The organism is Amycolatopsis sp. NPDC059021, assembly GCF_042739895.1.
Taxonomy (GTDB): domain Bacteria; phylum Actinomycetota; class Actinomycetes; order Mycobacteriales; family Pseudonocardiaceae; genus Amycolatopsis.
Map to the genome: position 1 here is coordinate 1 of NZ_JBHYIQ010000131.1, position 24,422 is coordinate 24,422.

Consider the following 24,422-nt stretch of genomic DNA (forward strand, 5'->3'; position numbering starts at 1 on the left):
GGTGTACGCGCGCGGCGGGCCGCCGTCCGATCACGACGTGGACATCTTCCTCCGGCACGAGGACGTCCCGGGCCCGGAGGCGGGCGGGGGGGCGGCGGGCATTGGGCCCCCCCCCCCCCCCGCGGGGGCCCCCCGCTTGTCCCCCCACGCCTGACAGACGCGGGACGACACCGGCGAAGTTGCCCTCACCGGCGTCACGATTCGAACCCGATCAGCGCTTCGCCGAGCGACGGCGGTGGAGCGCGAAACCCGCACCGCCCGCGGCGAGCACACCGAGCGATCCCGCCGCGACGAACGGTAGGCCGTCCTGCTCCGGCGCGTCGGAGCACCCGGTCTGCGGGGCGCCCGCGGGAACCTTCGCCACCTGCTTGCCCGGCGCGGGCTTCGCGGACGCCGGCTGAACGGTGCGGCGGCCGGCAATCCAGCGGTCACACCCGCGACAATGCCGTACTTCATGATTTCCCCTCATCACGTAATGGGATTCACCCGGAATGACCGGAACCTGGAACAGTCGGCGAGGTTTTCGCGCACAGAAAACAGTCCGGGCGAGCACCCGGACTGTTTTCTTTCAGCTACCTGATACGTGTCAGTCTTCGGTGCGCCGAGACCGGTAGAGCACACAACCCGCGGCCCCCACGGCCAGCACACCGAGCGCTCCCGCCGCCACGAACGGCCCGTTGTCCGGCGCCGGCGCGCCCCCGCCGCCGGTCTGCGGCGCCCCGGACGGCACCTGCGTCACCTGCTTGGCACCCAGCACCGTGAAGGAGACACTCACCTTGCCGGTGCCGCACTGGAACGAAGCGGGGTACTTGCCCGGCTTGGCGTCCTTCTTCACGGTGGCCTGGCCGCGCGACACGGGCGCCTTGGCCGGGTCGTCCTGCGGACCGCTCGGGCTCAGCGCACCGAACTCGAGGACCGGCGAAGTCAGGTTCTCGATGTACTTCGCTTCGCAGCCGACCAGCACCGTGATCTTCGCCCCGGCGTGCGCCGCGTTCGGCTGCAACTTCAGGAATGCCTTGGGGTTACCCGGCGGCGTGGCCGACGTCGTCGTCGAAGATGTCGGAGACGTCGGTGCGGTCGTGGGATCGGACGTCGGAGATGTCGGCGCGGTGGGCGTCGTGGTGGACGTCGGCGAATCGGTCGCGAACGCGGCCGGTGCCGTGGCGAGGAATCCCGCGGCCGCGAAGGCGACGAGAGCAGCGGAACGTTTCATGACACACCCCTGAATACCATTGTTCCGGGCAGGAGAAAGAGAATTCCGGTGCGCCGCGCACAGTTCCCCCTGCCGTCGGCCGGCACCTTTTCCCAACACCAGGAAGACGTTCTCCACGCACCCGTGGTTGTCCGGCCGGATAACGAACCGATCGCGATACGCCTACGCCGGGAACTCGTTGTCAGGCGCACGAAAAAGCCGCCGGGAAACGCTTTTCCCGGCGGCTCGATCGGTACCGTGGTTATTCGGCCAGGCTCCCGTCGCCTGCCTTCGCGGCACCCGACGGCACCTTCTCAACCTGCGGGGCGGCCACGGAAAACGTTGCGGTGTAAGGCTTCCCCTCACAGGTCACGGTGAGCGGGTAGTCCCCGGCCGCGGTGCCGGAGTTGAGCCACGCCACCGCGCTGACGTTCGCCTGCATCCCCATGACCGAGCCGAAATCGTAGCGGCCGAAGGCCAGCACCGGGGAGGAGAAGGTCGCGGTCTTCGGCGTCGGGCACTGCGCCAGCGCGACGTTCTGCGAGTCCCGCACGAACTTGTTCACCAGGCCGTGTGTGGCGGCCGTGTCGGCGTTGAGCTGAACGGTCACGCCCGCCGGAGCGGGCGCCGCGGGACTGACGGGAGTGGGCTGAGCCGCCGCCGGGACGGCGAGCAGGCTCGCCCCCAGTACCGCCACCGCACCGAAAACCGCCGCCTTGCGCACCCGCGAACTCCTTGTCTCCACAATGCCTACATCGATGCCTACATCGATCAGGACGCGACGGGCGGGGCGGGGTTGCGCCGGGCGCGCGATCAGTCCGGATCAGTCCAGATCGTCGTGGCGCATGAGCTGGCGGCCCGCCTCGGTGATCGACCCGGACAGCGACGGGTACACCGAAAATGTCAGTGCCAGGTGGTCCACTGTGAGCTGGTTCTGGACGGCGAGCGCGATGGGAAGGATGAGCTCGCTCGCCGTCGGCGCCACGACCACCCCACCGACGACCACGCCGGTGGCGGGGCGGCAGAACAGCTTCACGAAGCCGCGGCGGAGGCCCTCCATCTTCGCCCTGGCGTTGGTCGCGAGCGGGAGCATGATGGTGCGCGCGGGCACCTCGCCGGAGTCGATCGCCTGCTGGCTGATGCCGACGGTGGCGATTTCCGGATGAGTGAAGACGTTGGCGGCGACGGTCTTGAGCTTGATCGGCGCGACGCCCTCGCCCAGCGCGTGCCACATCGCGATCCGGCCCTGCATGCTGGCCACCGAGGCGAGCATCAGGACACCGGTGCAGTCGCCGGCCGCGTAGATGCCGGGGACGCTGGTGCGCGAAACCCGGTCGACGGTGATGAAACCGCCGGGGCCGGGCTCGATCCCGACCCGCTCCAGGCCGATGTCGGTGGTGTTGGGGATCGAGCCGACGGTCATCAGCGCGTGGCTGGCCTCGATGACCCGGCCGTCGGCGAGGTGGACCTCGACGCCCTTCTCGGTGCGCTCGACCCGGTCGGCGCGGGCGTGCTTGACCACCTCGGTGCCGCGCTGGGAGAAGACCTCCTCCAGCACCGCGGCGGCGTCGGCGTCCTCGTGCGGGAGGACGCGGTCGCGGCTGGAGACGACGGTGACCTTGACGCCCATCTCGGTGTAGGCGGAGGCGAACTCGGCGCCGGTGACGCCGGAGCCGATCACCGCGAGGTGTTCGGGCAGCTCGGCGAGGTCGTAGAGCTGGCGCCAGTCGAGGATGCGCTCGCCGTCCGGCACGGCGCCGGGCAGCACCCGCGGGGTCGCGCCGGTGGCGATCAGGACGACGTCGGCGGGCAGCGTCTCGGATTCTCCACCCGGATGGGTGACAGCGACCTTGTGCGTGGCGAGACCCGGCTCGTCGTCGCAGAAGCGCGCCGCGCCGGTGACCACGCGAACACCCTCGCGCTGCACCCTGGCGCGGATGTCCGCGGACTGCGCGAGTGCGAGACCTTTCACTCGTCCGTGGACGGTCGGCAGATCGATGCCGGTGTCCGCGAGGTCGGTGTTGATGCCGAGTTCGCCCAGATCGTGCAGCTTGGCCAGCGCGCCCGAGGAGGCGATGAACGTCTTCGACGGCACGCAGTCGTAGAGCACGCAGGCGCCGCCGAGGCCGTCACGCTCGACGATCGTCACGTCGGCGCCGTGCTGCGCGGCGACCAGAGCCGCTTCGTAACCCGCCGGGCCGCCGCCCATGATCACGATCCTGGTCACCTGGGTCCTCCTAGTACGCGCGTACGGGGTGCGGCTTCACGGTACGCGGGCGGGTTTACGGACAGACGAAGTGGCCGGACACGGCATGTGCGTCCACTCGGGTGACGGATGGGTCGCTAGGCTGTCGGCGTGCCGTTGTATGCCGCGTACGGATCGAACATGGAGCCCGCCCAGATGCTGGAGCGCGCCCCGCACTCACCGATGGCCGGCACCGGCTGGCTCGAGGGCTGGCGGCTGACCTTCGGTGGCGAGGACCTGGGCTGGGAAGGCGCCCTGGCCACGATCGTCGAAGATCCTGGCTCGCGGGTGTTCGTCGTGCTCTACGACGTCATCTCGCTGGACGAGGAGGGGCTCGACCGCTGGGAAGGCGGCGAGCTCGGGATGCACAACAAGATCCGCCTCCGGGTCCAGACGATGGACGGCTCGGTGCTGGCCTGGCTCTACGTCCTCGACGCCTACGAAGGCGGCCTACCCTCCGCTCGCTACCTCGGCGTCCTCGCCGATGCCGCCGAAGCCGCCGGCGCCCCCGCCGACTACGTCGACAACCTCCGCACCCGCCCCTGCCAAGGCATCACCGGCTGATCGACGCCGCCGTGTCGTCCATCCACGTACGCGTGTCGTCCATCCAGGTACGCGTGTCGTCCGTTCCGGCGCATTCCTCACGCTCCTCGACGTGCGAATGCAGCCCGCAGCTCCTGAAGTAGGCGGCCGGGATCACGCAGATCCGCCACCGTTGCGCGGATCGTGATCCACCCACGTCCAGCCATCCGCGCGTCCCGTTCAGCGTCGTAGTCCCCGCGCGCCTCATGAGCTGCGAATCCGTCGTACTCCAGCGCAATCCGCAGCGAAGGCCAAGCCAGGTCAAGTACGTAGAGTCTTCGCCCATCGATCGTGGTGATTTCGTACTGCGCCTCTGGGATGGGGAATCCGGCCTCCACGACGATAAGGCGGAGAATGCTCTCAGGAGGCGACTCGGCCTTGCCTGTCGCCAACTCCAGCATCATCGACGCCCTGTGGATACCTCGCCGATCTCGCCTGTCGACGATCCGGTCCCGTACGTTTTCCAAGAGCTTCCGACTGTGATCCGGGGCGAGCCCATGCATAGCTTCGTCCAAAGCCGCAAAGGCTGTTCGCTTGTCGCCGTCACAGAGGAAGTCAGCCAAGGCGAGGTCCAGTGAGAACATCGCCAGCCCATCGAGTTGGATCACGTCACCAGGTCGATACCAGCCCTGGTGCACCACCAATCCTGGCTTGGACTTGACCCGCCGCGAGTACGGAACGGTGACGTGGATATCCGCACCACTGATCGACGAAATCCCGTGCAGCGCAAGGGAAGTGGCGCCCGAGAGCGCCGTGGGCTGCCCGACGATCAGCAGGGCGGCATGCGCTCGCACGGCTAAGTCGAGCGCTTCGGAGGCGCGCACAAGCACGCCTCGCCAAGGTTGAGCAAGCACACCGGCTGTAAGCGCCTGCCTGACAGCTCGCTGGCCCATCGTTTCGACGGCCTCGCTACGCAAGACCGCCCGGTTCCACCCTCCGATATCAGTCACAAAGTAGAGGGTTGGAGATCATCTAGGCCCGTGGGAAGCACCAATCACTGGACCTGTGGATAACTACCCCGTTGTGGATAACTTCACGAGTGCGTGGGCCCGCTCGAATCGGCGGACACACGTATCTGAACGGACGACACGCGTACACGGATGGACGACACGCGTACCTAGACGGACGACACGGCGAGGGTGGTGAGGGCGGTGTGGACTAGGGTGCGGACGCCGACGAGGAGGGCGCGTTCGTCGAGGACGAAGGTGGGGCGGTGGATGTCGGACATCGGGGCCGAGCCGCCGGACCAGACGCCGAGGCGGGCGAAGGCGCCTTGGACGTGTTCGAGGTACCAGCCGAAGTCTTCGCCGCCGGAGGACTGCTCCGTGCCCGCGAGCGCTTTCTCGCCCAATGCGGCCTCGACGCCGGCACGCATCAGGGACACGCTCTCGGCGTCGCTCATCACCGGCGGGACGCCGCGGCGGTAGTCCAGCGAGAACCCGACCCCGGTCGGCGCGAGCAGCGACTCCACCGACGAGGCGACCAGCGGCTCCAGCATGGTCCAGACCTCGTGGTCGGCGGTGCGCAGCGTGCCGCGCAGCACGCCGTCCTGCGGGACGGCGTTGGCGGCCTGGCCCGCGTGCACCGCACCCCAGACCAGTACGGTCCCGGACCGCGGGTCGACCCGCCGCGACAGCACCGACGGCAGCGACGTGATGACCGTGCCCAGCGCGTGCACCAGGTCGGCGGTCAGATGCGGCCGCGAGGTGTGCCCGCCGGGCGAGGTCAGCCGCAGTTCGATGAGGTCGGCGGCCGAGGTCAGCGCGCCGACCCGGGTCCCGATGCGCCCGACCTCGAGCCGCGGGTCGCAGTGCAGCCCGTAGATCCGCTCGACGCCGTCGAGCGCGCCGGCCGCGATCATGTCGAGCGCGCCGCCGGGCATGACCTCCTCGGCCGGCTGGAAGATCAGCCGCACCTTGCCGGGCAGCTCGGGAGCGCCCGCCAGCGCGCGGGCCGCCCCCAGCAGGATCGCGGTGTGCGCGTCGTGCCCGCACATGTGCGCCGCGCCGTCCACGGTCGACGCGTACGGCAGCCCGGTCGCCTCGGTGAGCGGCAGTGCGTCCATGTCGGCACGCAGCGCGACGCACCGGTCACCCTGGCCGATGTCGCAGACCACGCCTGTCCCGCCGGGCAGGACCCACGGCTTGAGGCCGACGGCGCGCAAAAGAGTGACGACCAGTTCGGTGGTCGCGAACTCGTGCCGTGACAACTCCGGGTGCGCGTGGATGTGCCTGCGCCACGCGCAGACGTCCGTCGCGTTCGCGCGGAGCCAGTCGTCGAGCCAGAACGGGCCGCGGCCCTCGCCGAGATCCTGTACCGGCGCCATGCTGACCCCGGCTTCGGAGATCAGCGCGCCGGGCGCCTCGGCCGTGGTGACCAGGCGACCCTCGGAGTCGTTCTGGTCGCCTGGAACGTCCGGTCGTGAATCGAGCACCGTCACGCCGCACCTCCTCCCGCAACACGGCTGGCCGACCCGATACCCGAGATGGACGTACCGGGTGTCACGCAACGTGCCGTCAATCCAGTCTTACCCATTTGCCGATGATCGTGCACCATGCAGGCGGCAAGAGGCGCCTTCAGGACGGCGAAGGCAGACGGCCGGTAGTGGATCTGCGACGAACGGCGCCGCCGAGTTCGGCCTGGGTGAACGGAGAGTGCTGCTCGGCTCGCGCTTGGTCGCGGCCGGGCACCCGGTCAGGAGGACTTGCTCTTCTTGCGCTGCTTGCGGCCCAGGATGACGATCAGCAGCAGCAAAGCGGCGACGACGCCCGCGATGATCTTGTTGCGGCTCTTCTCTTTGTTCGCTTTGTCCGTTTCAGCGGGGTCCAGCACCGGCCCCGGCGGCTGCTGCTGCGGTGCCACCGACACCACCGACACCGCAGCCACCTCGGACTGCTGAGCACGCACGGAGTACACGACGGAAGAAGCGGCGGGTATCTGAGCCGCCTGCGCGGGCGCGGCGCAGAGCATCACCAGCCCCAGCAACCCCGTGACCACCAGACTCCGCAGCTTCGTCATGACTTCCCTCCGTCACCGGTGCGTCCCACATTGTGCCCGCTGACCGGCCGGGGTGTCACCCGCCACGCGGGGGCGCGGAGAACGCGTCCAGGATCCGCTGCGCGGCGAGCGTCGCGGTCAGCTCACCGTCCCGGACCGCCCGTTCGACGCCCGGAACGACCGCTCGCACCTCCGGATGCGCCGACAGGCGGCCGAGCAGCTGCTCCCGCACCATCGACCAGGTCCAGTCGACCTGCTGCTGCCGCCGCCGCTGGGCGAGCTCGCCGGACGCGGACAGCTGGTCGCGGTGCCGGGTGATCTCGCCCCACACGCCGTCGAGCCCGGTCCCGGTCAGCCCGCTGCAGGTCAGCACGGGTGGCGTCCACGCCGCGTCCGGTCCGTAGATCATCCGAAGGGCACCGGAAAGCTCGCGCGCCGCCCGCTTCGCCTCGCGTTCGTGATTGCCGTCGGCCTTGTTGACGGCGATGACGTCGGCGAGTTCGAGCACGCCCTTCTTGATGCCCTGCAGCTGGTCACCGGTGCGCGCCAGGGTCAGGAAGAGGAAGCAGTCGACCATGTTGGCCACCGCGACCTCGGACTGCCCGACGCCGACGGTCTCGACCAGCACGATGTCGAATCCGGCCGCCTCCATCAGCACGATCGTCTCGCGGGTCGCCCGCGCGACGCCGCCGAGCGTGCCGGACGTCGGCGACGGCCGGATGAACGCGTTCGGATCCACCGCGAGCCGCGCCATCCGCGTCTTGTCGCCGAGGATGGAACCACCCGTCCGGGTGGACGACGGATCGACCGCCAGCACCGCGACGCGATGCCCGGCCGACGTCAGGTCCGTGCCCAGCTGGTCGATGAATGTCGACTTGCCGACACCGGGGACGCCGGTGATCCCAACCCGCTGCGCCCCGCCCGCCTGCGGCAGCAGCTCGACGAGCAGCTCCTGCGCCCGCGCGCGATGGTCCTCCCGGTTCGATTCGACCAGCGTGATCGCCTTCGACAGGGTCCCGCGGTCACCCGCGAGGACCCCCTTGGCGTAGGCCGCGACGTCGATCTTGCGGGGCAAAACTCAGGACTCCTGCGCCGAAAGCTGGGACAGCAGGTCGATGGCCGCGTCCGCGATCACCGTGCCGGGCCCGAAGATCGCCGCCGCGCCCGCCTCCCGCAGCGCGGGATAGTCCTGCGGCGGGATGACGCCGCCGACGACCACCATGATGTCGGAGCGGCCCAGCTCGGCCAGTTCGTGACGCAGCGCCGGGACGAGCGAGAGGTGCCCGGCGGCCAGCGACGACACGCCGATGACGTGCACGTCCGCCTCGACGGCCTGGCGCGCGACCTCGGCCGGGGTGGAGAACAGCGGGCCGACGTCGACGTCGAAGCCGATGTCGGCGAAGCCGGTGGCGATCACCTTCTGGCCGCGGTCGTGCCCGTCCTGGCCCATCTTGGCGACCAGGATGCGCGGACGGCGGCCCTCCTCCTCGGCGAACCCGTCGACGAGTTCGCGGGCCTTCTCCACGTTCTGCGACTTCCCGACTTCCTCGCGGTACACGCCGGAAATCGTACGGATCTGGCCGGAATGCCGCCCCCAGAGCTTCTCCAGCGCGTCGGAGATCTCGCCGACCGTGGCCTTCGCCCGCGCCGCGCCGATCGCCAGTTCCAGGAGGTTCCCGCCGTTGCCCGCCCCCTCGGTCAGCCGCCGCAGCGCGTCCTCGGTGGCCGCGGAATCCCGCTCCTCACGCAGACGCCGCAGCTTCTCGATCTGCTGCGCGCGGACACCGGCGTTGTCCACTTTGAGCACGTCGACCTGCTCGTCCTCGGTGAGCTGGTACTTGTTGACCCCGATCACCGGCTGACGCCCGGAGTCGATCCGCGCCTGCGTGCGCGCGGCGGCCTCCTCGATGCGCAGTTTCGGGATCCCGGCGTCGATCGCCTTCGCCATGCCGCCGGCCTGCTCGACCTCGGTGATGTGACCCCAGGCCTTGAGCGCGAGGTCGTGCGTCAGCTTCTCGACGAACGCGCTGCCGCCCCACGGGTCGATCACCCGCGTGGTCCCGGATTCCTGTTGCAGCACCAGCTGCGTGTTGCGCGCGATCCGCGCGGAGAAGTCGGTGGGCAGCGCCAGCGCCTCGTCCAACGCGTTGGTGTGCAAGGACTGCGTGTGCCCCTGGGTCGCCGCCATCGCCTCGACGCAGGTGCGGACGACGTTGTTGTAGACGTCCTGCGCGGTCAGCGACCAGCCGGACGTCTGGCAGTGCGTACGCAGTGAGAGCGACTTCGACGACTTCGGATCGAAGCCCTTCACGAGCTTCGCCCACAGCAGTCGTGCGGCGCGGAGTTTGGCGACCTCCATGAAGAAGTTCATGCCGATGGCCCAGAAGAAGGACAGCCGCGGCGCGAACTTGTCGATGTCCAGCCCGCCGTCCATGCCCGCACGGATGTATTCGACGCCGTCCGCGAGGGTGTAGGCGAGTTCGAGGTCGGCGGTGGCCCCGGCCTCCTGCATGTGGTAGCCGGAGATGGAGATCGAGTTGTACTTCGGCATGTGCTGCGAAGTGAACGCGAAGATGTCGGAGATGATCCGCATCGACGGCTGCGGCGGGTAGATGTAGGTGTTGCGGACCATGAACTCCTTGAGGATGTCGTTCTGGATGGTCCCGGCGAGTTTCTCCGGCGGCACACCCTGTTCCTCGGCCGCGACCACATACAACGCCAGCACCGGCAGGACGGCGCCGTTCATGGTCATCGACACGCTCATCTTGTCCAGGGGAATCCCGTCGAAGAGCTGCCGCATGTCGTAGATGGAGTCGATGGCCACGCCCGCCATGCCGACGTCGCCGGACACGCGCGGGTGATCGGAGTCGTAGCCGCGGTGGGTCGCGAGGTCGAAGGCGACCGAAAGGCCCTTCTGCCCGGCCGCGAGATTGCGGCGGTAGAAGGCGTTCGACTCCTCGGCGGTGGAGAATCCCGCGTACTGGCGGATGGTCCACGGCTGGTTGACGTACATCGTCGGGTACGGGCCGCGCAGGAACGGCACGATACCGGGGTAGGTGCCCAGGAAGTCCACATCGGACAGATCCTCGGCGGTGTACACCGGCTTGACGCCGATGCCTTCCGGGGTTTCCCAGGCCAGCGCGTCCGGACCCTTGCCGGTGGCTTCCTGGACGGCCCGCGCCCAGTCCGCGCGCTCACCCGTCCGCGCCGAGCCCAGCTCGACGGAAGCGAAGTTCGGAATGCTCATCGCGAAACTCCCAACTGGGCGTGGATGCCGCGCAGGACGTCGAGCGCGTCGCACCCGGCGAACACGTACCCGCCGACGCCGGCGTAGTCCTGGGGTTTTCCGGCCAGCAGCACGGTTTCCGCACCCGCCTCGGCCAGGGACGCCGCCGCCTTAACCGCATCGGCCGCGTAGGCGTCGTCGGTGCCGCACAGGCACGCGATCTTCGCGCCGCTGGCACGGAACTCGCCGGGCAGGTCGTCGGTCGCGCCGGGGTTGACCGGCTCGATCCCGCCCGCCTGGAACAGGTTGGCCGCGAACGTGGCCCGCGCGGTGTGCGCGGCGACCGGGCCGAGTGTGGCGAGGAAGACGCGGGGCCGGACACCGTGCTCGGCCAGGTACGCGTCGGACGCGTCGCGCAACGCCTCGAACGCCTCGGCGTACCGGTGCCGGGGCAGTCCACCCTCCACAGTGGACGGCAGAGGCGAGCGCTCGACCGGCTTCTCCGTCAGGTTCGGGAACTCGCTGACGCCGGTGAGCGGGTCACGCCGGGTGGCGAGCCGCTTCGCGCGCTTGTCCCAGGTCTCGGCGAGCCGCGCGGCCAGCGCGCCGGAAGCGAGCGAGGCCTCGATCCCGCCTTCGGCCTCGATCGCGGTGAACTCCGCCCACGCGGCGCGCGCGAGTTCGTCGGTGAGGTTCTCGACGTACCAGGAGCCACCGGCGGGGTCGATCACCCCGGCCAGCCGGGATTCCTCCAGCAGCACGGCGTGCGTGTTGCGCGCGATCCGGGAGGAGAACGCGTCGGGCAGGCCGATCGCGGCGTCGAACGGGAGCACGGTGACCGCGTCGGCGCCGCCGACGCCGGCGCCGAAACACGCCAGCGTCGTGCGCAGCATGTTCACCCACGGGTCGCGTTGCGTCAGCATCGCGGGCGAGGTCACGGCGTGCTGGCGCATGCCGCGTGCCTCGACGCTCACCCCGGAGACCTCGGTGACGCGGGCCCACAACCGCCGCGCGGCGCGGAATTTCGCGATGGTGAGGAACTGGTCGGCGGTGGCGGCGAGGCGGAATTCCAGCTGCCCGGCCGCGGCGTCGACGTCGAGGCCCGCTTCGGTCAGCGCGCGCAGGTAGGCGACCCCGGCGGCGATCGTGGCGCCCAGTTCCTGCGCGTCCGAACCGCCCGCCTCGTGGAAGGGCAGGCCGTCGGCGACGATCGTGCGCACCTTCGGGTACCCGGCGGCCACGCGGGCGGCGAGCGCGGCGGCGGGCGCCACGGAGGCCGCGTCGCCGGTGCGGGCGGCCACGCCGATCGGGTCGGCGCCGAGCGTGCCCAGCGCCGCGCTGGCCGGGATCTCGCGCTCGGCGTAGATCTCGAACAGCGCTTCGGCGGCGGCCTCGTAGTCGGCCCCGGCGTCGAGGACGACGGTGGCCAGGTCGAGGTAGACCTCATTGAGCGCGTCGGCCAGCGCGGACACCGGCAGCGCGCCCTCGCCGAGACGCAGCCAGACCGAGCCGACCCCGCCTTCGAGGTCGGCGAGGATGGCGGCGTTCGCGGCCTTGGCGCCGGGCAGGACGTGCCGGGCGCGGACGTCCCAGCCGGTGCTCACCGCGCCCTGCGGGCGGGCACCGCGCACGAACGGCGGGAGACCGGGGAAGCCGGGCTCGCCGAGCGCGTCTTCGGCGGTGTAGAGCGGCTGGATCTCGATGCCGTCGTAGGTCCGCGTGACGAGCTTGCTCTCCGGCGCGCCCTCGAAGTCCTCGGGGAGTCTGCCGCTCTTGCGCAGCACGGCGGCCACCAGCTCCTGCCACTGCGCCCGCTCCGCCGCCGGGAACTCGGCGGCCAGTGCGAGTGCGGTGTCGGCGGTCTGCACTGACCCCGGCCCAGCCTCGTGTGTCATACCCAACGATGGTAGAGCCCTCACCCTGCGTCGTTCTGTGACACTTGTCGCGTCGAAGAACCGGCACAGTTCCGGATCCCGTGCCCGAAGGCGCACGCTGAGTCCGCGGCTGTCGGGGTGATGCGACACAATTGGGCGCGTGTCCACCTCCCACGAGTCCTCCCGCGTCGTCGCCGGGCGCTATCGGCTGCGGTCGGTGCTCGGAGCCGGATCGATGGGCACCGTCTGGTCGGCCTACGACGAGTTCCTGCACCGGCCGGTCGCGGTCAAGGAGATGAAGCTGCCGCCGGGCGTCCCGGCGTCGCAGGCGGACGAGTTGCGCGAGCGGACGCTGCGCGAAGCCCGCGCGATCGCGGTCCTCTCGCACCCGAACGTGATCATCCTGCACGACGTCGCCCGCGACAACGACGAGCCGTTCGTGGTCATGGAGCTGCTGCCCTCGCGCAGCCTCGCGCACATCCTGCGCGACCACGGGCCGCTCACCGTGGCGCAGGCCGCCGCGGTCGGCATCGCCGTCGCCTCGGCGCTGGAGGCCGCGCACGCCGCCGGGATCACGCACCGCGACGTCAAACCGGGGAACGTGCTGGTCGCCGGGGACGGCCGGATCAAGCTCACCGACTTCGGGATCGCGCGCAACGTCTCCGAGGCGACCATGACCCGCACCGGGATCATGCTCGGCTCGCCCGCCTACATCGCCCCCGAGGTCGCCTCGGGCGGCGCGGTCACCCCTGCCGCCGACCTGTGGGGCCTCGGCGCGACGCTGTTCGCCGCCGTCGAGGGCACCGCGCCCTACGACGCCGACGGCGATCCGCTGGAGACGGTCGGCAAGGTCGTCAACGGCAAGGTCCCGAAGCCCTCCCCCGGCCAGCTGGCCGACGTCATCTCGGCGCTGATGAAGAAGGAGCCGTCGAAGCGGATCTCGCTGCGCGAGGTGCGCCACCGGCTGTACCCGCTGCAGACCGGGTCGGCGCTCGACCTGTTCGGCCCCGAGCTGTTCCGCACCCCGGACGGCAAGAAGACCTCGGCGCAGCCGGACGCCACGGACACCCAGATCATCAAGACGGTCACCCCGGAACGGCCCGCCGAGGAAAGCGGCGCCGCGCTCGCGGCCGACCCCGGACCGCTGCCGTTCCTGCGCGGCGCCGAGACCCCGGCCTCCGCGTCGGCGGCCCTTCCCCCGATCCCGCCGCCCCCTGCCACCGCGTCGGCCTCCCAGCCCGTGGTCCCGCAGGCCCCGGCCCCTCCCCCGCTCGCGCCGCCGCCGATCGCGGCAGCGCCCGTCGCGCCGCCTCCAGTGCGGCGGAGCGCGAAGGCGAGCGCAGTGCTCGCGCTCGTGTCGGTGCTGATCTTCCTGATCGCCGCGGGCGGCGGGTTCGTACTGGCCAGGACCGTCGGCGGGCAGTCGCTGCTGCCCGCCGCGGCGGGGACGCCGGTCTCGAGCGGGCAACCCGCGGTGGTCCCGCCGCCCGTGCTCGTCACGCAGCAGGGCAATTCGAACGCGGTCAACGGGGTCAAGGGCGGGCAGTTCACGCTCCAGGTCCCCGACGGCTGGCTGAAGTTCGTCGCCCCGCACCGCACGCCGTCCAACATCACCACGACCGTCGTGCAGTTCGTGTCGCCGGACGGGCGCCAGGCCATCCGGGTGGAGCGGCTGGCCGGCTACCTGGCCTACACCGGCAACTCGTTCGCCGACTACGTCGCCGACCTGAAGAAGAGCTATCCCGGGGACACGTTCTACCTGGCGCAGGAGGAGGACCTGCCCTCGGGGAACGGGCGCGCGCTGACCTACCGGACCACGGAACGCGCCACCGCCAGGGGCACCGAACCCTCCGGCGCGATCACCCGGTCGACCTTCGCGAACCTGATCGTGTCCCACGACGATCTCTGGGTGCTCTCGCTGACTGCGCCGTCCGAGCAGGAGGACACCGCGCGCACGGACATCTTCGCCCGGGTCGCCCCGTCGCTGAAGATCACCGGCTAGCAGTCGTCGCCGGCGGTGCCGCCGGGCTGGAACAGGCGCCGCGACTCGCGTTCCTGCGCGAACCTCCGCAGCCCGGCGAACAGGCGGTTCCCGAGCACGCTGCCGACCACGGCGGCCTCGACGATCCGCTCCAGCGTCGGCAGGCCGGTGGTGATGCCCAGGTCGATCGCCGCGAGTTCCTGCGCGAGGTCGGCGTACTCGTCGAGCCGCGCGATCAGCTCGTCGTGCCCGAGGTCCCGGATCCGGCACAGCACGTCGATCACGTTCCGCTCGGTCCGGTCGTCGTCGTGCAGCTTCCAGCCATGCCGCTCCGCGATCCGTTCCAGCAGACCCCGCGCCCAGGCGTGATCCTCTTCGCTGACCTCGGCCGGTTCCGGGCTGAGCGCGTCGAGCGCGATCCCGAGCGCGTTGTGCGTCGTCTTGCTGCCGTCGACGGCTTTGAGCACCTCGCCCACGGCGGCCAGGGACAGCCCGCCGACCTCGCGCAGTGCGCGGACGAGCTTGAGCCGCTGGACGTGCGTCGCGTCGTACCGGGCCTGGTTGGGGCTGGTGCGCTCGCCGGGCGGCAGCAGTCCTTCGCGCAGGTAGTACTTGACGGTGGCCACCGGCACCCCGGACTCGGCGCTCAGTTCCGCCATCCGCATCCGTGTCACTCCGATCTCGGCGAGGGATCTCAGGGACATCCCTGAAGACTTCCTCAGGATGGATAGTTTAACTTCCCATAACGGAGAGCTTGACTATCCATTCTGGGAGGATCTCATGACCATCTTGGCCGACATCCGGACCAGGCCGTGGCAGTGGCACCGGCCCGCGACCGGGTTCGCCTTCGCGATGGCGGGCGCGGCCGTGCTGTGCGTCCTCGGCCTGCTCGTCGACCAGCGGACGCTGGCCGGCGCGCCGATCTGGACCAAGCCGCTCAAGTTCGCGATCTCGGGGGCGCTCTACTTCTTCACCTGGAGCTGGCTCGTCTCGCTGCTGCCCCGGTTCCGCCGGACCGCGTGGTGGGTCACCACGGTGCTCGTCGCGTTGTTCGCCGCCGAGTACGTCCTGCTCACCATGCAGGCGATCCGGGGGACGGCGAGCCACTTCAACCGGGCGACCCCGTTCGACGCCCGGGTGTTCGACGCCATGGCGATCATGGTCGCGGCGTTGTTCGTGGCGACGCTGATCCTGACCGTGCTGCTGATGTTCAGCCGCCAGCGGGACCGGGGGACGTTCTGGGCGGTGCGATTCGGCGGGGTCATCTCGCTCGTCGGTCTCGGTCTCGGCCAGCTCATGACCAGCCCGACGGCGGAGCAGCTCGCCCTGGCACACGCCGGGATCAGACCGGACATGCGCGGCGGGCACACCGTCGGCCTCGCGGACGGCGGGCCGGGCCTGCCGGTCCTCGGCTGGAGCACGGTCGGCGGCGACCTGCGGATCCCGCATTTCGTCGGCATGCACGCGCTGCAGTTGCTGCCGCTGCTCGCACTCGGCCTGCTCGCGCTGGCGAAGCGGTTCCCGGTACTGGCCGACGGCGTGGTCCGGGCGAAGCTCGTGCTGGTCGGCTCGGCCGGGTACGCCGGGCTCGTCGCGCTGGTGACGTGGCAGGCCGAGCGAGGCCAGTCGATCGTGCGCCCGGACGGGCTGACGTTGCTGGCGTTCGGAGCGCTGGTCCTCGCCGTCGCGCTGGGGGCGCTGGCCTCGATCGGCCGGCCGGCGAAGCGCGCCCAGCTCGGTACGGCGGTCTGACGCGATGACGGTCTCGACGCTGTTCGGCTGGACCTTCCCGATCGCGGCGCCGTTCTGGGCACTGATGATCTTCCTGCCGGGGTGGTCGTGGACACGCCGGATCATGGCCTCGCCGTGGGTCCCGCTGCTGCCGCTGGTGTGCTACTTCGCGCTCGCGATCCCGCACTTCGGCGCGCTGTGGCGGGCGGTCAGCAGGCCGGATCTCGGTGTGCTGCAAGGGTTTCTCGGTACGCCACAGGGGGCGGCGCTGATCTGGGCGCACCTGATCGCGTTCGATCTGTTCATCGGCCGGTGGATGTATCTCGAATCGCGGGAGCAGCGGATCCATCCGCTCGTCACGAGCCCGATCCTGGCGCTGACGATCTTCCTGTCCCCGTTCGGGCTGGTCGCGTTCCTGGTGGCCCGCAGCGTCCGGATACGCTCGCGTTCATGACTGAACACGAGGTCGCCGCGTCCGCCATCGCGGAGCGCACGGGCGTCGGGAAACACGACATCGCCGTGGTGCTGGGGTCGGGCTGGCGCCCGGCGGCGGACGTCATCGGCACGCCGGAGGCGGAGATCCCGCTGGGCGAGCTGGCGGGATTCGTCCAGCCGAGCGCGGTCGGGCACGGCGGGACGGTCCGGTCGGTGCGCGTCGGCGACAAGCGGGCGCTGATCCTGCTGGGACGTACGCATTTCTACGAGGGCAAGGGCATCGACCCGGTGGTGCACAACGTGCGCACCGCCGCGGCCGCCGGGGCGAAGACGGTGCTGCTGACGAACGCGGCGGGCGGGCTGCGGGAGGGGATGCGGGTCGGCCAGCCGGTGCTGATCTCCGATCACCTCAACCTGACCGCGCGTTCGCCGATCGTCGGGGCGAACTTCGTCGACCTGACCGACCTGTACTCCGCGCGGCTGCGCGGGGTCGCGCAGGAGATCGACCCGTCGCTGGAGGAGGGTGTCTACGCGGGACTGACCGGGCCGCACTTCGAGACACCGGCGGAGATCCGGATGCTGCGCACGCTCGGCGCCGACCTGGTCGGGATGTCGACGGTGCTGGAGGCGATCGCCGCGCGGGCGGCCGGGCTGGAGGTGTTCGGGCTGTCCCTGGTGACGAACCTGGCGGCCGGGATGACCGGCGAACCGCTCAACCACGAAGAGGTGCTCGAAGCGGGCCGCGCCGCCGCCACCCGGATGGGCGAGCTGCTGCGCGAACTCGTCTCCCGCGCCTGAGTCGTACATCCCGGTACGCGTGTCGTCCATTCCCGTACGCGTGTCGTCCATCCGTGAACCGTTCGCGGGATGGACGACACGCGTACCTAGACGGACGACACGCGTACGCGGGCGGACGACACGACGTCAGGCGTAGTCGGGCAGGGTGGCGGCGACCTCGGCGGGAGACGGCATGGCGGCGATCTCCTCGGCGAGGGCACGGGCGGCGTCGCGCACCGCGGTGTCGGTCATCAGCGCACGGGTCTTCTCCGTGACCGCCTCGGCCGTGAGAGCGTCACCGACGAGCTGATCGGCGACCCCGGCGGCGAGCGCCGCCTCGGCGTTGGCGAACTGGTCGGCGCCCTGCGGCAGGAACAGCTGCGGCAGCCCGGCGCCGAACGCGCCCATCGTCGTCCCGCTCCCGCCGTGATGCACGACGACGTCCACATGCGGCAGCAGCTCGCTCTGCGGCACCCACGCCTCGAGCCGCACGTTCGACGGCACCTCGCCCAGCGACGCGAGGTCGACGGACGGGCCGGTGGCGACCAGCACGTCGAGGTCGAGCGCCGCCAGGCCGGTGATCGCCTTGACCAGCACGTCGGTGTTCCCGAACGCGGTGCCCAGCGTCAGGTACGCGAGCGGGCGGCTCCGGTCGCGGCCCTCGATCCCGGCGGGCAGGTCACCCGGCACGGTCCAGCCGACCGGCCGCAGCGGAATCCGCTTCGCCACGGCGAGGAACTCCTGTGACTGCACCGACTTCGGGCAGATGTCGACGACGTGGTCGCCGAACGAGCCCTGCAAGTCGTCCTCGACGCCGAACTCGGCGGCGGTGGCGCGGGCCCGCGCACGGATTTCCTCGCCGAGGTCGAACTCCGCCATGCGGCCGAAAGTGTGCCCCACACAAGGAATCCCGGCTTGCTTGGCCGCGTAGGCCCCGCCGGCGTTCACCGTCTCGTAGATCACCAGGTCCGGCCGGTGCTCGGCGAAGACGGGCCCGAGGCCGGTGGCGAAGGCCCGCGGCAGGAACTCGCCGAACACCCGCCCGATGACCTTGAACAACTCCTCCTGCGGCAGCTGTGTCGGGTCCCCGCCGACCTCTTTCGCCGCCTCGGTGAAGGCCTCGCTCATCGTGATCCCGGCCGCGACACTCGTTATGCCCGCCTTTTCGATGTTCGGCAGGAAATCCTGTGCCGTGGCGAAGCTGACGTCGTGCCCGGCGTCGCGCGCGGCGACGGCGAGCGGGATGAGCGGGAAGGAATGTCCGTAGCCCCCCAGGGCCGTGAATATCAGGCGCATGCTTCAACCGTAGCCGTAAGCTGGGCCGCGTGCCCATGACTGTTTCTTCGACGCTGCGGGACGCGGCTTTCCGCTGGATCGCCGACGATCCCGACCCCGCCACCCGTGCCGAACTGCAGGACGTCGTCGCCCGCGCGCTGGGCGGCGAGCCGGGACGCGCCGAGGAACTGGCCGACCGGATGGCCGGTCCGCTCGAGTTCGGCACCGCGGGGTTGCGCGGGCCGGTGCGGGCCGGGCCGAACGGGATGAACGTCGCGGTGGTCGTCCGCACCACCGCGGGCGTGGCCGCCTGGCTCACCGCGCACGGACACGCGGGCGGGGCCGTCGTCGTGGGCCGGGACGCGCGGCACGGTTCGGAGGCTTTCGCGGCAGCCGCGGCCGAGGTGCTCACCGCCGCCGGTTTCGCGGTGAAGACACTGCCGGAGCCGCTCCCGACGCCGTTGGTGGCATACGCGGTGAAGCAGCTCGGCGCGGTGGCCGGGATCCAGATCACCGCGTCGCACAATCCGCCGGCGGACAACGGTTACAAGCTCTACGACGGCACCGGCGGGCAAATCGTCCCGCCGTCCGACGGGGAAATCGAACGGGCGATCTCCGCCGCTCCCGCCGCGGTGAGCGTGCCCCGGTCCCCCGGCGCCGAAGTCATCGACCCGCGCGCAGGCTATCTCACCGAGGTGGCCGCACTGCCCCGCGGCACCGCCCGCGACGTCCGGATCGCCGCGACCGCACTGCACGGCGTCGGCGCCGAGACGCTGCGAACCGCGTTCGAGCGGGCCGGGTTCACCGACGTGCACCTGGTCGCCGAACAGTCCACACCGGACCCGGGGTTCCCGACCGTCGCCTTCCCGAACCCCGAGGAACCGGGCGCGACGGACCTCCTGCTCGACCTCGCGTCCACAGTGGACGCCGACCTCGCCGTCGCGCTCGACCCCGACGCCGACCGCTGCGCCCTCGGTGTCCGCGAACCCGGCGGGACGTGGCGCATGCTGCGCGGCGACGAGACCGGTGTCCTGCTCGGCGCGCACATACTGTCCACTTTGGACCGCACGGTGACCCCGGATCCGCTGGTGGCCACCACGATCGTGTCGTCGTCGATGCTCGGCGAGATCGCGAAGGCACAGGGCGCGCGCTACGCCGAAACCCTGACCGGCTTCAAGTGGCTGGTGCGCGCGGGCGAAGGCCTGGTCTTCGCCTACGAGGAAGCGCTGGGGCTGTGCGTCAACCCGTCCTTCGTCCGGGACAAGGACGGCATCGCCGCGGCCGTCCTCGCGGCGGGCCTCGCCGCCACGCTCAAGGCCGAGGGGCGCACGATCCCCGAGGTACTGGACGAGCTTTTCCGCCGCCACGGCGTCCACCTGACGGACCAGGTTTCCTTGCGGGTCACCGATCTCGCCGTGCGCGGCGAAATCATGGCCAGGCTCCGCGCCGCCCCGCCCACGTCGCTCGCGGGCACGGCGGTCACCCTCGAGGACCTGCTCCCGGACGCGGACGTGCTCCGGCTGACCGGCGAAGGGCTGCGCGTGGTGGTCCGCCCGTCCGGTACCGAGCCCAAACTCAAGGCGTACCTGCAGGCGGCGCAGCCGCCGTCCGAGGATCTGGCGGCCGCGCGCGAAAGCACGTCCGCCCGGCTCGTCGCCCTGCGCGCGGACGTCGAGCAACTACTGTCCTGACCATGCCGACGCTGCTGATCGTCCACCACACGCCTTCGCCGTCGACACAGGCGATGTTCGAGGCCGCCCTCGCCGGCGCCACGCATCCGGACATCGAGGGCGTGGACGTCGTCCGCCGGCCGGCGCTGGGCGCGACGGTCCCCGACGTGCTGGCCGCCGACGGTTATCTGCTGGGCACCCCGGCGAATCTCGGCAGCATGAGCGGTGCGCTGAAGCACTTCTTCGACACCGTGTACTACCCGTGCCTGGATGCCACGAAGGGTCGTCCCTTCGGCTACTACGTGCACGGGAACAACGACACGAGCGGCACCACCCGTCAGCTCGACGCCATCACCACCGGCCTCGGCTGGTCCCGCGTGGCGGACCCCGTCCTGGTCACCGGCGACCCCGCCAAGACCGATCTGGACGCCTGCACCGAACTGGGCAGCACCGTGGCCGCCACCCTCATGGAATAAGTCACACATAAGTGAAGGCGGGGTGTGCGAACACACCCCGCCTTCGTCGGCCTTTACCGGAAGCCCTGGGGGTCGACCTCCGGCGGAAGGCCTGGGCCGAGGGTTCGCCGGACGGGCGATCAACCTCAGCCAGACCAGCTTACTACGAAGAGGGGATCTTGACGACCCCGGGCATGCCACAACCTTCCGCCACGGTGTCCGTGTACCCCCAGGACGCGGAAACCGGAGCGGAAGGCGGGCGGGATCGCCGATCCCGCAGCGAGTGTAAACCACTGCATACGCAAGCCGTCAACAGATGCGTACAGTTGTCCCGGAGCCGGAGTTTTTCACCGGAACGGAAGGGGAGCCGGAGGATGTCACGGCAGCGCACGTTCGCCGAAAAGCTGACCGCCCTGATCGACTCCGCCCGGGTCGACGGCCGCGCGCCGCACAGCTATCGCGAGCTGTCGGCGGCCATCGACCGCGCCGGCGGTCCCGCCATGTCCCCCGCCTACATCCAGCAGCTGGCCACCGGCAAGCGGATCAACCCGAAGATCCACTACGTCGAAGCGCTGGCGAAGCTGTTCGGCGTTCCGGTGACGTACTTCTTCGACGAAGGCGAGACATCCGACACAGCCAGCCCGGCGGGGGAGGCCAAGCTGATGGCGATGCGCGCTCAAGAGCTGTCCCCGCAGGGACGGCGGCAGGTGATGGATCTGCTCGACCTGGTCGAACGCTACGAGCGCGCCGAACGCGACAGCACGGACGGACCGGACGAGCCGGACGACCAGCGGGAAAACCGATGAAGGAGCGGGAACTGCGCAAGCGGTGCCGCCGCCTGCTCAACCAGCTCGACATCGAGCCGCCGCTCGACGTCGAAGTGCTCTGCGCGCGGCTCGGCGAACAGCGCGGCAAGCCGATCCGGCTGCTGGCCTACCCGCTGGAGGTGCCCGGCCCGTTCGGCTGCTGGATCGCCACCGCGAACGCGGACTACATCTTCTACCAGCAGGAAACCACGAAATCCCACCAGGACCACATCATCCTGCACGAGCTCGGCCACCTGCTCGCCGATCACCATCCGCACGGTGACGCCGAGCCCGCCGACTTCCTCCGCGGCCCCGCCCCCGGGTTCGGCGAGGTGGACAGCGCCGCCGTCCGGCGTGCCCTGCGTCGCACGTCTTACGATGAGGCCCACGAATGGGAAGCCGAGACCGTCGCGACGATCATCCTCGAATGGGCGACGGTCGTGAACTACACGATCCCCCGGCGTGCCGATGACCGGGATCTCCGCCGGATCCAGGGCGCGCTCGGCGATCACCAAGGGTGGTTGTGAGCACGCTCTTCAGCCCGGTCACCATCGTGACCCTGGTGCTGTTCGGTACCGCGCTGGCCTGGCGCGTGTACCAGCTCCAACGGGCGCCACGGCTGCCCAACTGGGCGGTCACCGTCACCATCGCCGCGGTCGCCGGGGCGTTCCTTTTCCAGCAACCGGTGATCGTGACCTGGTTCGACGCGCTGACCGGCCGGGGCGCGGCGCGGCTGGCGAACAACATCCTGCTTTCGCTCGGCCTCTACTCCCTGGTGATCTTCTTCCTCGGCTCGGCGCTGAGCTCTCGCCCGCGCGGCCAGGTCCGCCGCGTCGCCGCCGAGCTGCTCCCGCTCACCGCCGCGATCGTCGTGATGTTCGCCGCCATGGGGATCACTCCCGGCCCGCTGCGCGGCGCCGCGCTCGGCCCCGGCACGGTGCACGAGCCCGGGATCGCGCTGTTCTACCTCGGCGCCGGGCTGTACCTGATCTACGGTCTCTTCTCCTGCGTGTTCTGGATCCTGCGGTATCTGCGGATCGCGGACCGGAACCTGCGGATCGGGCTGCGGCTGTCCGCCGCCGGGCTGGCGTGCGCCGCGGCCGGGAGCGTGCTGCGTGCCCTCTACGTCGCCGTCGCCTGGGCCTTCGGACCGCGGGTGCCGGTGCTGTTGCTCATCGGCGCGCCACTGGTGATTCTCGGCACGGTGCTCTTCCTCGCCGGGGTGACCTATCCCGGCGCGCGGGCCAGGGTGGCCGCGCTGCGCCGTCGCCGTCAGCATCTGCGTGACCACCGACGGCTCGCTCCACTGTGGACGGTCCTGGCCGAGGCGTACCCGAGCATCGTGCTGCGGCCGGGTCCCCGGGAGCGGTTCCGGCCGCGCGCGGCGCACCGCCGCTACTACCGCCGGGTGGTCGAGATCCGGGACGGCCTCGTGCAGCTCAGCCCGTATCTCGAAACCGACCTCGCCGGGCTCGCCGCCTCCGACCCGGACGCCGCCGCGGCCGCGCTGCGGTCCGCGCTGTCCCGCCGCGAGGCGGGTGAGGAGACCGACGGCCGCGCGAAGCTCGTGCTCCCGGGTGGTGCCGGGGACATCGAATCCGACGTCCGGCCGTTGCTCGCGCTCTCGGCGGCCGTGGCCGGAAAGGGAAATTGACGTGGATATCGTGATCACCGCTTCGCGGGTGCTGCCGCGGCCGTCGACACCGATCGCCGACGGCGCGATCCTGGTGCGGGGCAAGGAAATCGTCGCGGTCGGACCGCGTGCCGACGTCCTGGCGCAGGCCGCGCCCGATGCCGCGCGGCACGACTTCCCCGGCGGGACCGCGCTGCCCGGCCTGTTCAACTGCCACGTGCACCTCGCGTTCGACGCGAGCCGGGAGATGCTCACGACGTTCCAGGCGTCGGACGACGCGGCGTTGCACGCGGGCGCGTACGAACGATTGCGGCAGTTGGTGCGCACCGGCGTCACGACCGTGCGGGACCTCGGCGATCGCGACCACCTCGGCGCGCGGGTCCGGAGTTCGCTGGCCGCCTCGGACACCGTCGCGCCCCGGCTGCTGGTGTCCGGGCCTCCGCTGACGCCACCCGGCGGGCACTGTCACTTCTTCGGCGGCGAGGTCGCCACCGACGACGACATCCGCGCGCGGATCGACGCGAACGCGGCCGCGGGCGCCGACGTCGTCAAGGTGATGGCCAGCGGCGGCCAGATCACCGAGGGCGGCGCGGCCATGTGGGAGTCGCAGTTCGACGCGCGAGGGCTGCGCGTGATCGTCGAACACGCCGCGCGGCACGGCCTCCCGGTGGCCGCGCACGCCCACGGTGCCGACGCGATCACCGACGCCGTCGCGGCTGGAGTGTCCACAGTGGAGCATTGCTCGTGGATGACCGGGCAGCGTTCGTTCGACCGGCGCGCCGACGTCGCCGCGCGGATGGCGGCGCAGGGCATCGCGGCGTGCTCGACGAGCAGCCGGAACTGGCGGACGATCGCCGACCGTCTCGGCGAGGACCTCGCGAAGGGCGTCTACGGGCGGCTTTCCTGGCTGGAGGAACAGGGCGTGCCGCTGATCGCGGGCACCGACGCGGGCCTGCCGGGCTCGGTGTTCGACGATCCGGTGGGCGCGCTGGCGTTGTACGAATGGCTCGGCTTCCCGCGGCGGCGGGTCCTCGAGATCGCCACCGAGGACAGCGCCGCCGCGCTCGGCCTCGCCGACGTCACCGGCCGTCTCGCACCGGGCCTCGCCGCGGACGTCCTCGTGGTGGACGGCGACCCGCTCGCCTCCCTCGACGCCCTGCGCTCCGTCCGCCTGGTCCTCGCCTCCGGCCGCCCCGTCCCGCTCTGACGCGGCTGCTCCCGGGCCCGTCCGTGAAGGCCTCCTTACCGGCGCTCAGTGCCGTGAAGGGGTCCTTCACGGCACTGCGAAGGAATGAACGGAAGATTCAGGACGCCCTGAGCGCCCCTACCAAACAGCCTAGGCGGGGGCACCGACACTTCGGCGCCGCCGGGATACGCCGGGGACGCGAGCTGAAGGGGACTTTCCTCGCATCCCATGCACTGAAAGTCCCCTTCAGCTCACCCAGCGCACCGAAAGTCCCCTTCAGCACCCACCGCCGCCACGCCACGCCGACCTGCCGTCAAGGCCACCTCGCGGGCGTCGGACGCCCATAAGGTGGCCTTG

Annotated in this window: 23 protein-coding genes; 11 read left to right on the top strand and 12 right to left on the bottom strand. The window is 70.8% G+C overall.

Going from position 1 to position 24,422, the window contains the following annotated elements; all coding sequences use genetic code 11:
• Window positions 1-211: 211 nt before the first annotated feature.
• From ACFWX1_RS43295 to ACFWX1_RS43310, 4 genes are all read right to left on the bottom strand, one after another.
• A complete protein-coding gene (locus ACFWX1_RS43295) occupies window positions 212-364 on the bottom strand; it encodes a hypothetical protein (RefSeq protein ID WP_378395722.1) in 153 nt (50 codons plus the stop codon).
• Between the two features lie 222 nt (window positions 365-586).
• Entirely contained in the window at window positions 587-1,213 is a 627-nt protein-coding gene (locus tag ACFWX1_RS43300; RefSeq protein ID WP_378395723.1) for a hypothetical protein, read from the bottom strand.
• A 241-nt stretch (window positions 1,214-1,454) separates the two neighbouring features.
• A complete protein-coding gene (locus tag ACFWX1_RS43305) occupies window positions 1,455-1,916 on the bottom strand; it encodes a hypothetical protein (protein WP_378395724.1) in 462 nt (153 codons plus the stop codon).
• A 99-nt stretch (window positions 1,917-2,015) separates the two neighbouring features.
• Complete coding sequence (locus ACFWX1_RS43310) at window positions 2,016-3,419, bottom strand: NAD(P)H-quinone dehydrogenase (protein ID WP_378329452.1); 1,404 nt, start codon at window positions 3,417-3,419, stop codon at window positions 2,016-2,018.
• Between the two features lie 129 nt (window positions 3,420-3,548).
• On the opposite strand from ACFWX1_RS43310, the gene ACFWX1_RS43315 reads away from it, so the two are divergent.
• Window positions 3,549-4,001 (top strand): gamma-glutamylcyclotransferase, encoded by a 453-nt coding sequence (locus ACFWX1_RS43315; RefSeq protein WP_378329453.1) that lies wholly within the window; start codon window positions 3,549-3,551, stop codon window positions 3,999-4,001.
• Window positions 4,002-4,078: 77 nt separating this feature from the next.
• Here the strand turns inward: ACFWX1_RS43315 and ACFWX1_RS43320 are convergent, their stop codons facing one another.
• The 6 genes from ACFWX1_RS43320 to ACFWX1_RS43345 form a co-directional block, all read right to left on the bottom strand.
• On the bottom strand, window positions 4,079-4,912 hold the full coding sequence (locus tag ACFWX1_RS43320) for an endonuclease domain-containing protein (protein WP_378395744.1): 834 nt from the start codon (window positions 4,910-4,912) through the stop codon (window positions 4,079-4,081).
• 224 nt (window positions 4,913-5,136) lie between these two features.
• A complete protein-coding gene (locus ACFWX1_RS43325; protein WP_378395725.1) occupies window positions 5,137-6,459 on the bottom strand; it encodes an amidohydrolase in 1,323 nt (440 codons plus the stop codon).
• A 254-nt stretch (window positions 6,460-6,713) separates the two neighbouring features.
• Window positions 6,714-7,037, bottom strand: coding sequence for a hypothetical protein (locus ACFWX1_RS43330; protein ID WP_378395726.1), 324 nt, complete (start codon window positions 7,035-7,037; stop codon window positions 6,714-6,716).
• 55 nt (window positions 7,038-7,092) lie between these two features.
• Window positions 7,093-8,091: a methylmalonyl Co-A mutase-associated GTPase MeaB gene (gene meaB / locus ACFWX1_RS43335; RefSeq protein ID WP_378395727.1), complete on the bottom strand. Its 999-nt coding sequence runs from the start codon at window positions 8,089-8,091 to the stop codon at window positions 7,093-7,095.
• A gap of 3 nt (window positions 8,092-8,094) precedes the next feature.
• Entirely contained in the window at window positions 8,095-10,263 is a 2,169-nt protein-coding gene (gene scpA / locus ACFWX1_RS43340; protein WP_378395729.1) for a methylmalonyl-CoA mutase, read from the bottom strand.
• Window positions 10,260-12,137: a methylmalonyl-CoA mutase family protein gene (locus ACFWX1_RS43345; protein ID WP_378395730.1), complete on the bottom strand. Its 1,878-nt coding sequence runs from the start codon at window positions 12,135-12,137 to the stop codon at window positions 10,260-10,262. The genes scpA and ACFWX1_RS43345 overlap by 4 nt, the downstream gene beginning before the upstream one ends.
• Window positions 12,138-12,351: 214 nt before the next feature.
• Here ACFWX1_RS43345 and ACFWX1_RS43350 point away from each other — a divergent pair, with 214 nt between their 5' ends.
• The gene (locus tag ACFWX1_RS43350; RefSeq protein ID WP_378395745.1) at window positions 12,352-14,118 is read left to right on the top strand and encodes a serine/threonine-protein kinase; all 1,767 of its coding nucleotides are present in this window, start codon (window positions 12,352-12,354) and stop codon (window positions 14,116-14,118) included.
• Here ACFWX1_RS43350 and ACFWX1_RS43355 read toward each other — a convergent pair.
• Window positions 14,115-14,801 (bottom strand): MerR family transcriptional regulator, encoded by a 687-nt coding sequence (locus ACFWX1_RS43355; protein WP_378395731.1) that lies wholly within the window; start codon window positions 14,799-14,801, stop codon window positions 14,115-14,117. The genes ACFWX1_RS43350 and ACFWX1_RS43355 overlap by 4 nt on opposite strands.
• 76 nt (window positions 14,802-14,877) lie before the next feature.
• Between ACFWX1_RS43355 and ACFWX1_RS43360 the strand changes: the two genes are divergently transcribed.
• Genes ACFWX1_RS43360 through ACFWX1_RS43370 form a run of 3 tightly spaced genes read left to right on the top strand, consistent with a single transcriptional unit; the run spans window position 14,878 to window position 17,061 of the window.
• On the top strand, window positions 14,878-15,849 hold the full coding sequence (locus ACFWX1_RS43360) for a hypothetical protein (protein WP_378395732.1): 972 nt from the start codon (window positions 14,878-14,880) through the stop codon (window positions 15,847-15,849).
• Window positions 15,850-15,853: 4 nt separating this feature from the next.
• Window positions 15,854-16,282 carry an ABA4-like family protein gene (locus ACFWX1_RS43365; protein WP_378395733.1) on the top strand — a complete coding sequence of 143 codons (429 nt, stop codon included), beginning with the start codon at window positions 15,854-15,856 and terminating at the stop codon, window positions 16,280-16,282.
• Window positions 16,279-17,061 carry a purine-nucleoside phosphorylase gene (locus tag ACFWX1_RS43370; protein WP_378395735.1) on the top strand — a complete coding sequence of 261 codons (783 nt, stop codon included), beginning with the start codon at window positions 16,279-16,281 and terminating at the stop codon, window positions 17,059-17,061. Before ACFWX1_RS43365 ends, ACFWX1_RS43370 begins: the two co-directional genes overlap by 4 nt.
• A gap of 126 nt (window positions 17,062-17,187) precedes the next feature.
• Here ACFWX1_RS43370 and ACFWX1_RS43375 read toward each other — a convergent pair whose 3' ends face one another.
• A complete protein-coding gene (locus ACFWX1_RS43375; RefSeq protein ID WP_378395736.1) occupies window positions 17,188-18,336 on the bottom strand; it encodes a glycosyltransferase in 1,149 nt (382 codons plus the stop codon).
• A 35-nt stretch (window positions 18,337-18,371) separates the two neighbouring features.
• On the opposite strand from ACFWX1_RS43375, the gene ACFWX1_RS43380 reads away from it, so the two are divergent.
• The 6 genes from ACFWX1_RS43380 (at window position 18,372) to ACFWX1_RS43405 (ending at window position 24,086) form a co-directional block, all read left to right on the top strand.
• On the top strand, window positions 18,372-20,006 hold the full coding sequence (locus tag ACFWX1_RS43380) for a phospho-sugar mutase (protein ID WP_378395737.1): 1,635 nt from the start codon (window positions 18,372-18,374) through the stop codon (window positions 20,004-20,006).
• Between the two features lie 2 nt (window positions 20,007-20,008).
• Complete coding sequence (locus ACFWX1_RS43385; RefSeq protein ID WP_378395738.1) at window positions 20,009-20,461, top strand: flavodoxin family protein; 453 nt, start codon at window positions 20,009-20,011, stop codon at window positions 20,459-20,461.
• Window positions 20,462-20,814: 353 nt separating this feature from the next.
• Window positions 20,815-21,246, top strand: a complete 432-nt coding sequence (locus tag ACFWX1_RS43390; RefSeq protein WP_378395739.1) for a helix-turn-helix domain-containing protein — start codon at window positions 20,815-20,817, stop codon at window positions 21,244-21,246.
• Entirely contained in the window at window positions 21,243-21,773 is a 531-nt protein-coding gene (locus ACFWX1_RS43395) for a hypothetical protein (RefSeq protein WP_378395740.1), read from the top strand. Before ACFWX1_RS43390 ends, ACFWX1_RS43395 begins: the two co-directional genes overlap by 4 nt.
• A complete protein-coding gene (locus ACFWX1_RS43400; protein ID WP_378395741.1) occupies window positions 21,770-22,900 on the top strand; it encodes an MAB_1171c family putative transporter in 1,131 nt (376 codons plus the stop codon). Before ACFWX1_RS43395 ends, ACFWX1_RS43400 begins: the two co-directional genes overlap by 4 nt.
• Before the next feature lies 1 nt (window position 22,901).
• Window positions 22,902-24,086 carry an amidohydrolase family protein gene (locus ACFWX1_RS43405; protein ID WP_378395742.1) on the top strand — a complete coding sequence of 395 codons (1,185 nt, stop codon included), beginning with the start codon at window positions 22,902-22,904 and terminating at the stop codon, window positions 24,084-24,086.
• Window positions 24,087-24,422: the final 336 nt, after the last annotated feature.

What these genes read in the sequence shown, in the direction of transcription:
- ACFWX1_RS43300 (WP_378395723.1), bottom strand. Translation starts at nt 1,213, where the DNA reads ATGAAACGTTCCGCTGCTCTCGTCGCCTTCGCGGCCGCGGGATTCCTC.
- ACFWX1_RS43320 (WP_378395744.1), bottom strand. Translation starts at nt 4,912, where the DNA reads ATGGGCCAGCGAGCTGTCAGGCAGGCGCTTACAGCCGGTGTGCTTGCT.
- ACFWX1_RS43330 (WP_378395726.1), bottom strand. Translation starts at nt 7,037, where the DNA reads ATGACGAAGCTGCGGAGTCTGGTGGTCACGGGGTTGCTGGGGCTGGTG.
- scpA (WP_378395729.1), bottom strand. Translation starts at nt 10,263, where the DNA reads ATGAGCATTCCGAACTTCGCTTCCGTCGAGCTGGGCTCGGCGCGGACG.
- ACFWX1_RS43345 (WP_378395730.1), bottom strand. Translation starts at nt 12,137, where the DNA reads ATGACACACGAGGCTGGGCCGGGGTCAGTGCAGACCGCCGACACCGCA.
- ACFWX1_RS43350 (WP_378395745.1), top strand. Translation starts at nt 12,352, where the DNA reads ATGGGCACCGTCTGGTCGGCCTACGACGAGTTCCTGCACCGGCCGGTC.
- ACFWX1_RS43355 (WP_378395731.1), bottom strand. Translation starts at nt 14,801, where the DNA reads ATGTCCCTGAGATCCCTCGCCGAGATCGGAGTGACACGGATGCGGATG.
- ACFWX1_RS43360 (WP_378395732.1), top strand. Translation starts at nt 14,878, where the DNA reads ATGACCATCTTGGCCGACATCCGGACCAGGCCGTGGCAGTGGCACCGG.
- ACFWX1_RS43365 (WP_378395733.1), top strand. Translation starts at nt 15,854, where the DNA reads ATGACGGTCTCGACGCTGTTCGGCTGGACCTTCCCGATCGCGGCGCCG.
- ACFWX1_RS43370 (WP_378395735.1), top strand. Translation starts at nt 16,279, where the DNA reads ATGACTGAACACGAGGTCGCCGCGTCCGCCATCGCGGAGCGCACGGGC.
- ACFWX1_RS43375 (WP_378395736.1), bottom strand. Translation starts at nt 18,336, where the DNA reads ATGCGCCTGATATTCACGGCCCTGGGGGGCTACGGACATTCCTTCCCG.
- ACFWX1_RS43380 (WP_378395737.1), top strand. Translation starts at nt 18,372, where the DNA reads ATGACTGTTTCTTCGACGCTGCGGGACGCGGCTTTCCGCTGGATCGCC.
- ACFWX1_RS43385 (WP_378395738.1), top strand. Translation starts at nt 20,009, where the DNA reads ATGCCGACGCTGCTGATCGTCCACCACACGCCTTCGCCGTCGACACAG.
- ACFWX1_RS43390 (WP_378395739.1), top strand. Translation starts at nt 20,815, where the DNA reads ATGTCACGGCAGCGCACGTTCGCCGAAAAGCTGACCGCCCTGATCGAC.
- ACFWX1_RS43395 (WP_378395740.1), top strand. Translation starts at nt 21,243, where the DNA reads ATGAAGGAGCGGGAACTGCGCAAGCGGTGCCGCCGCCTGCTCAACCAG.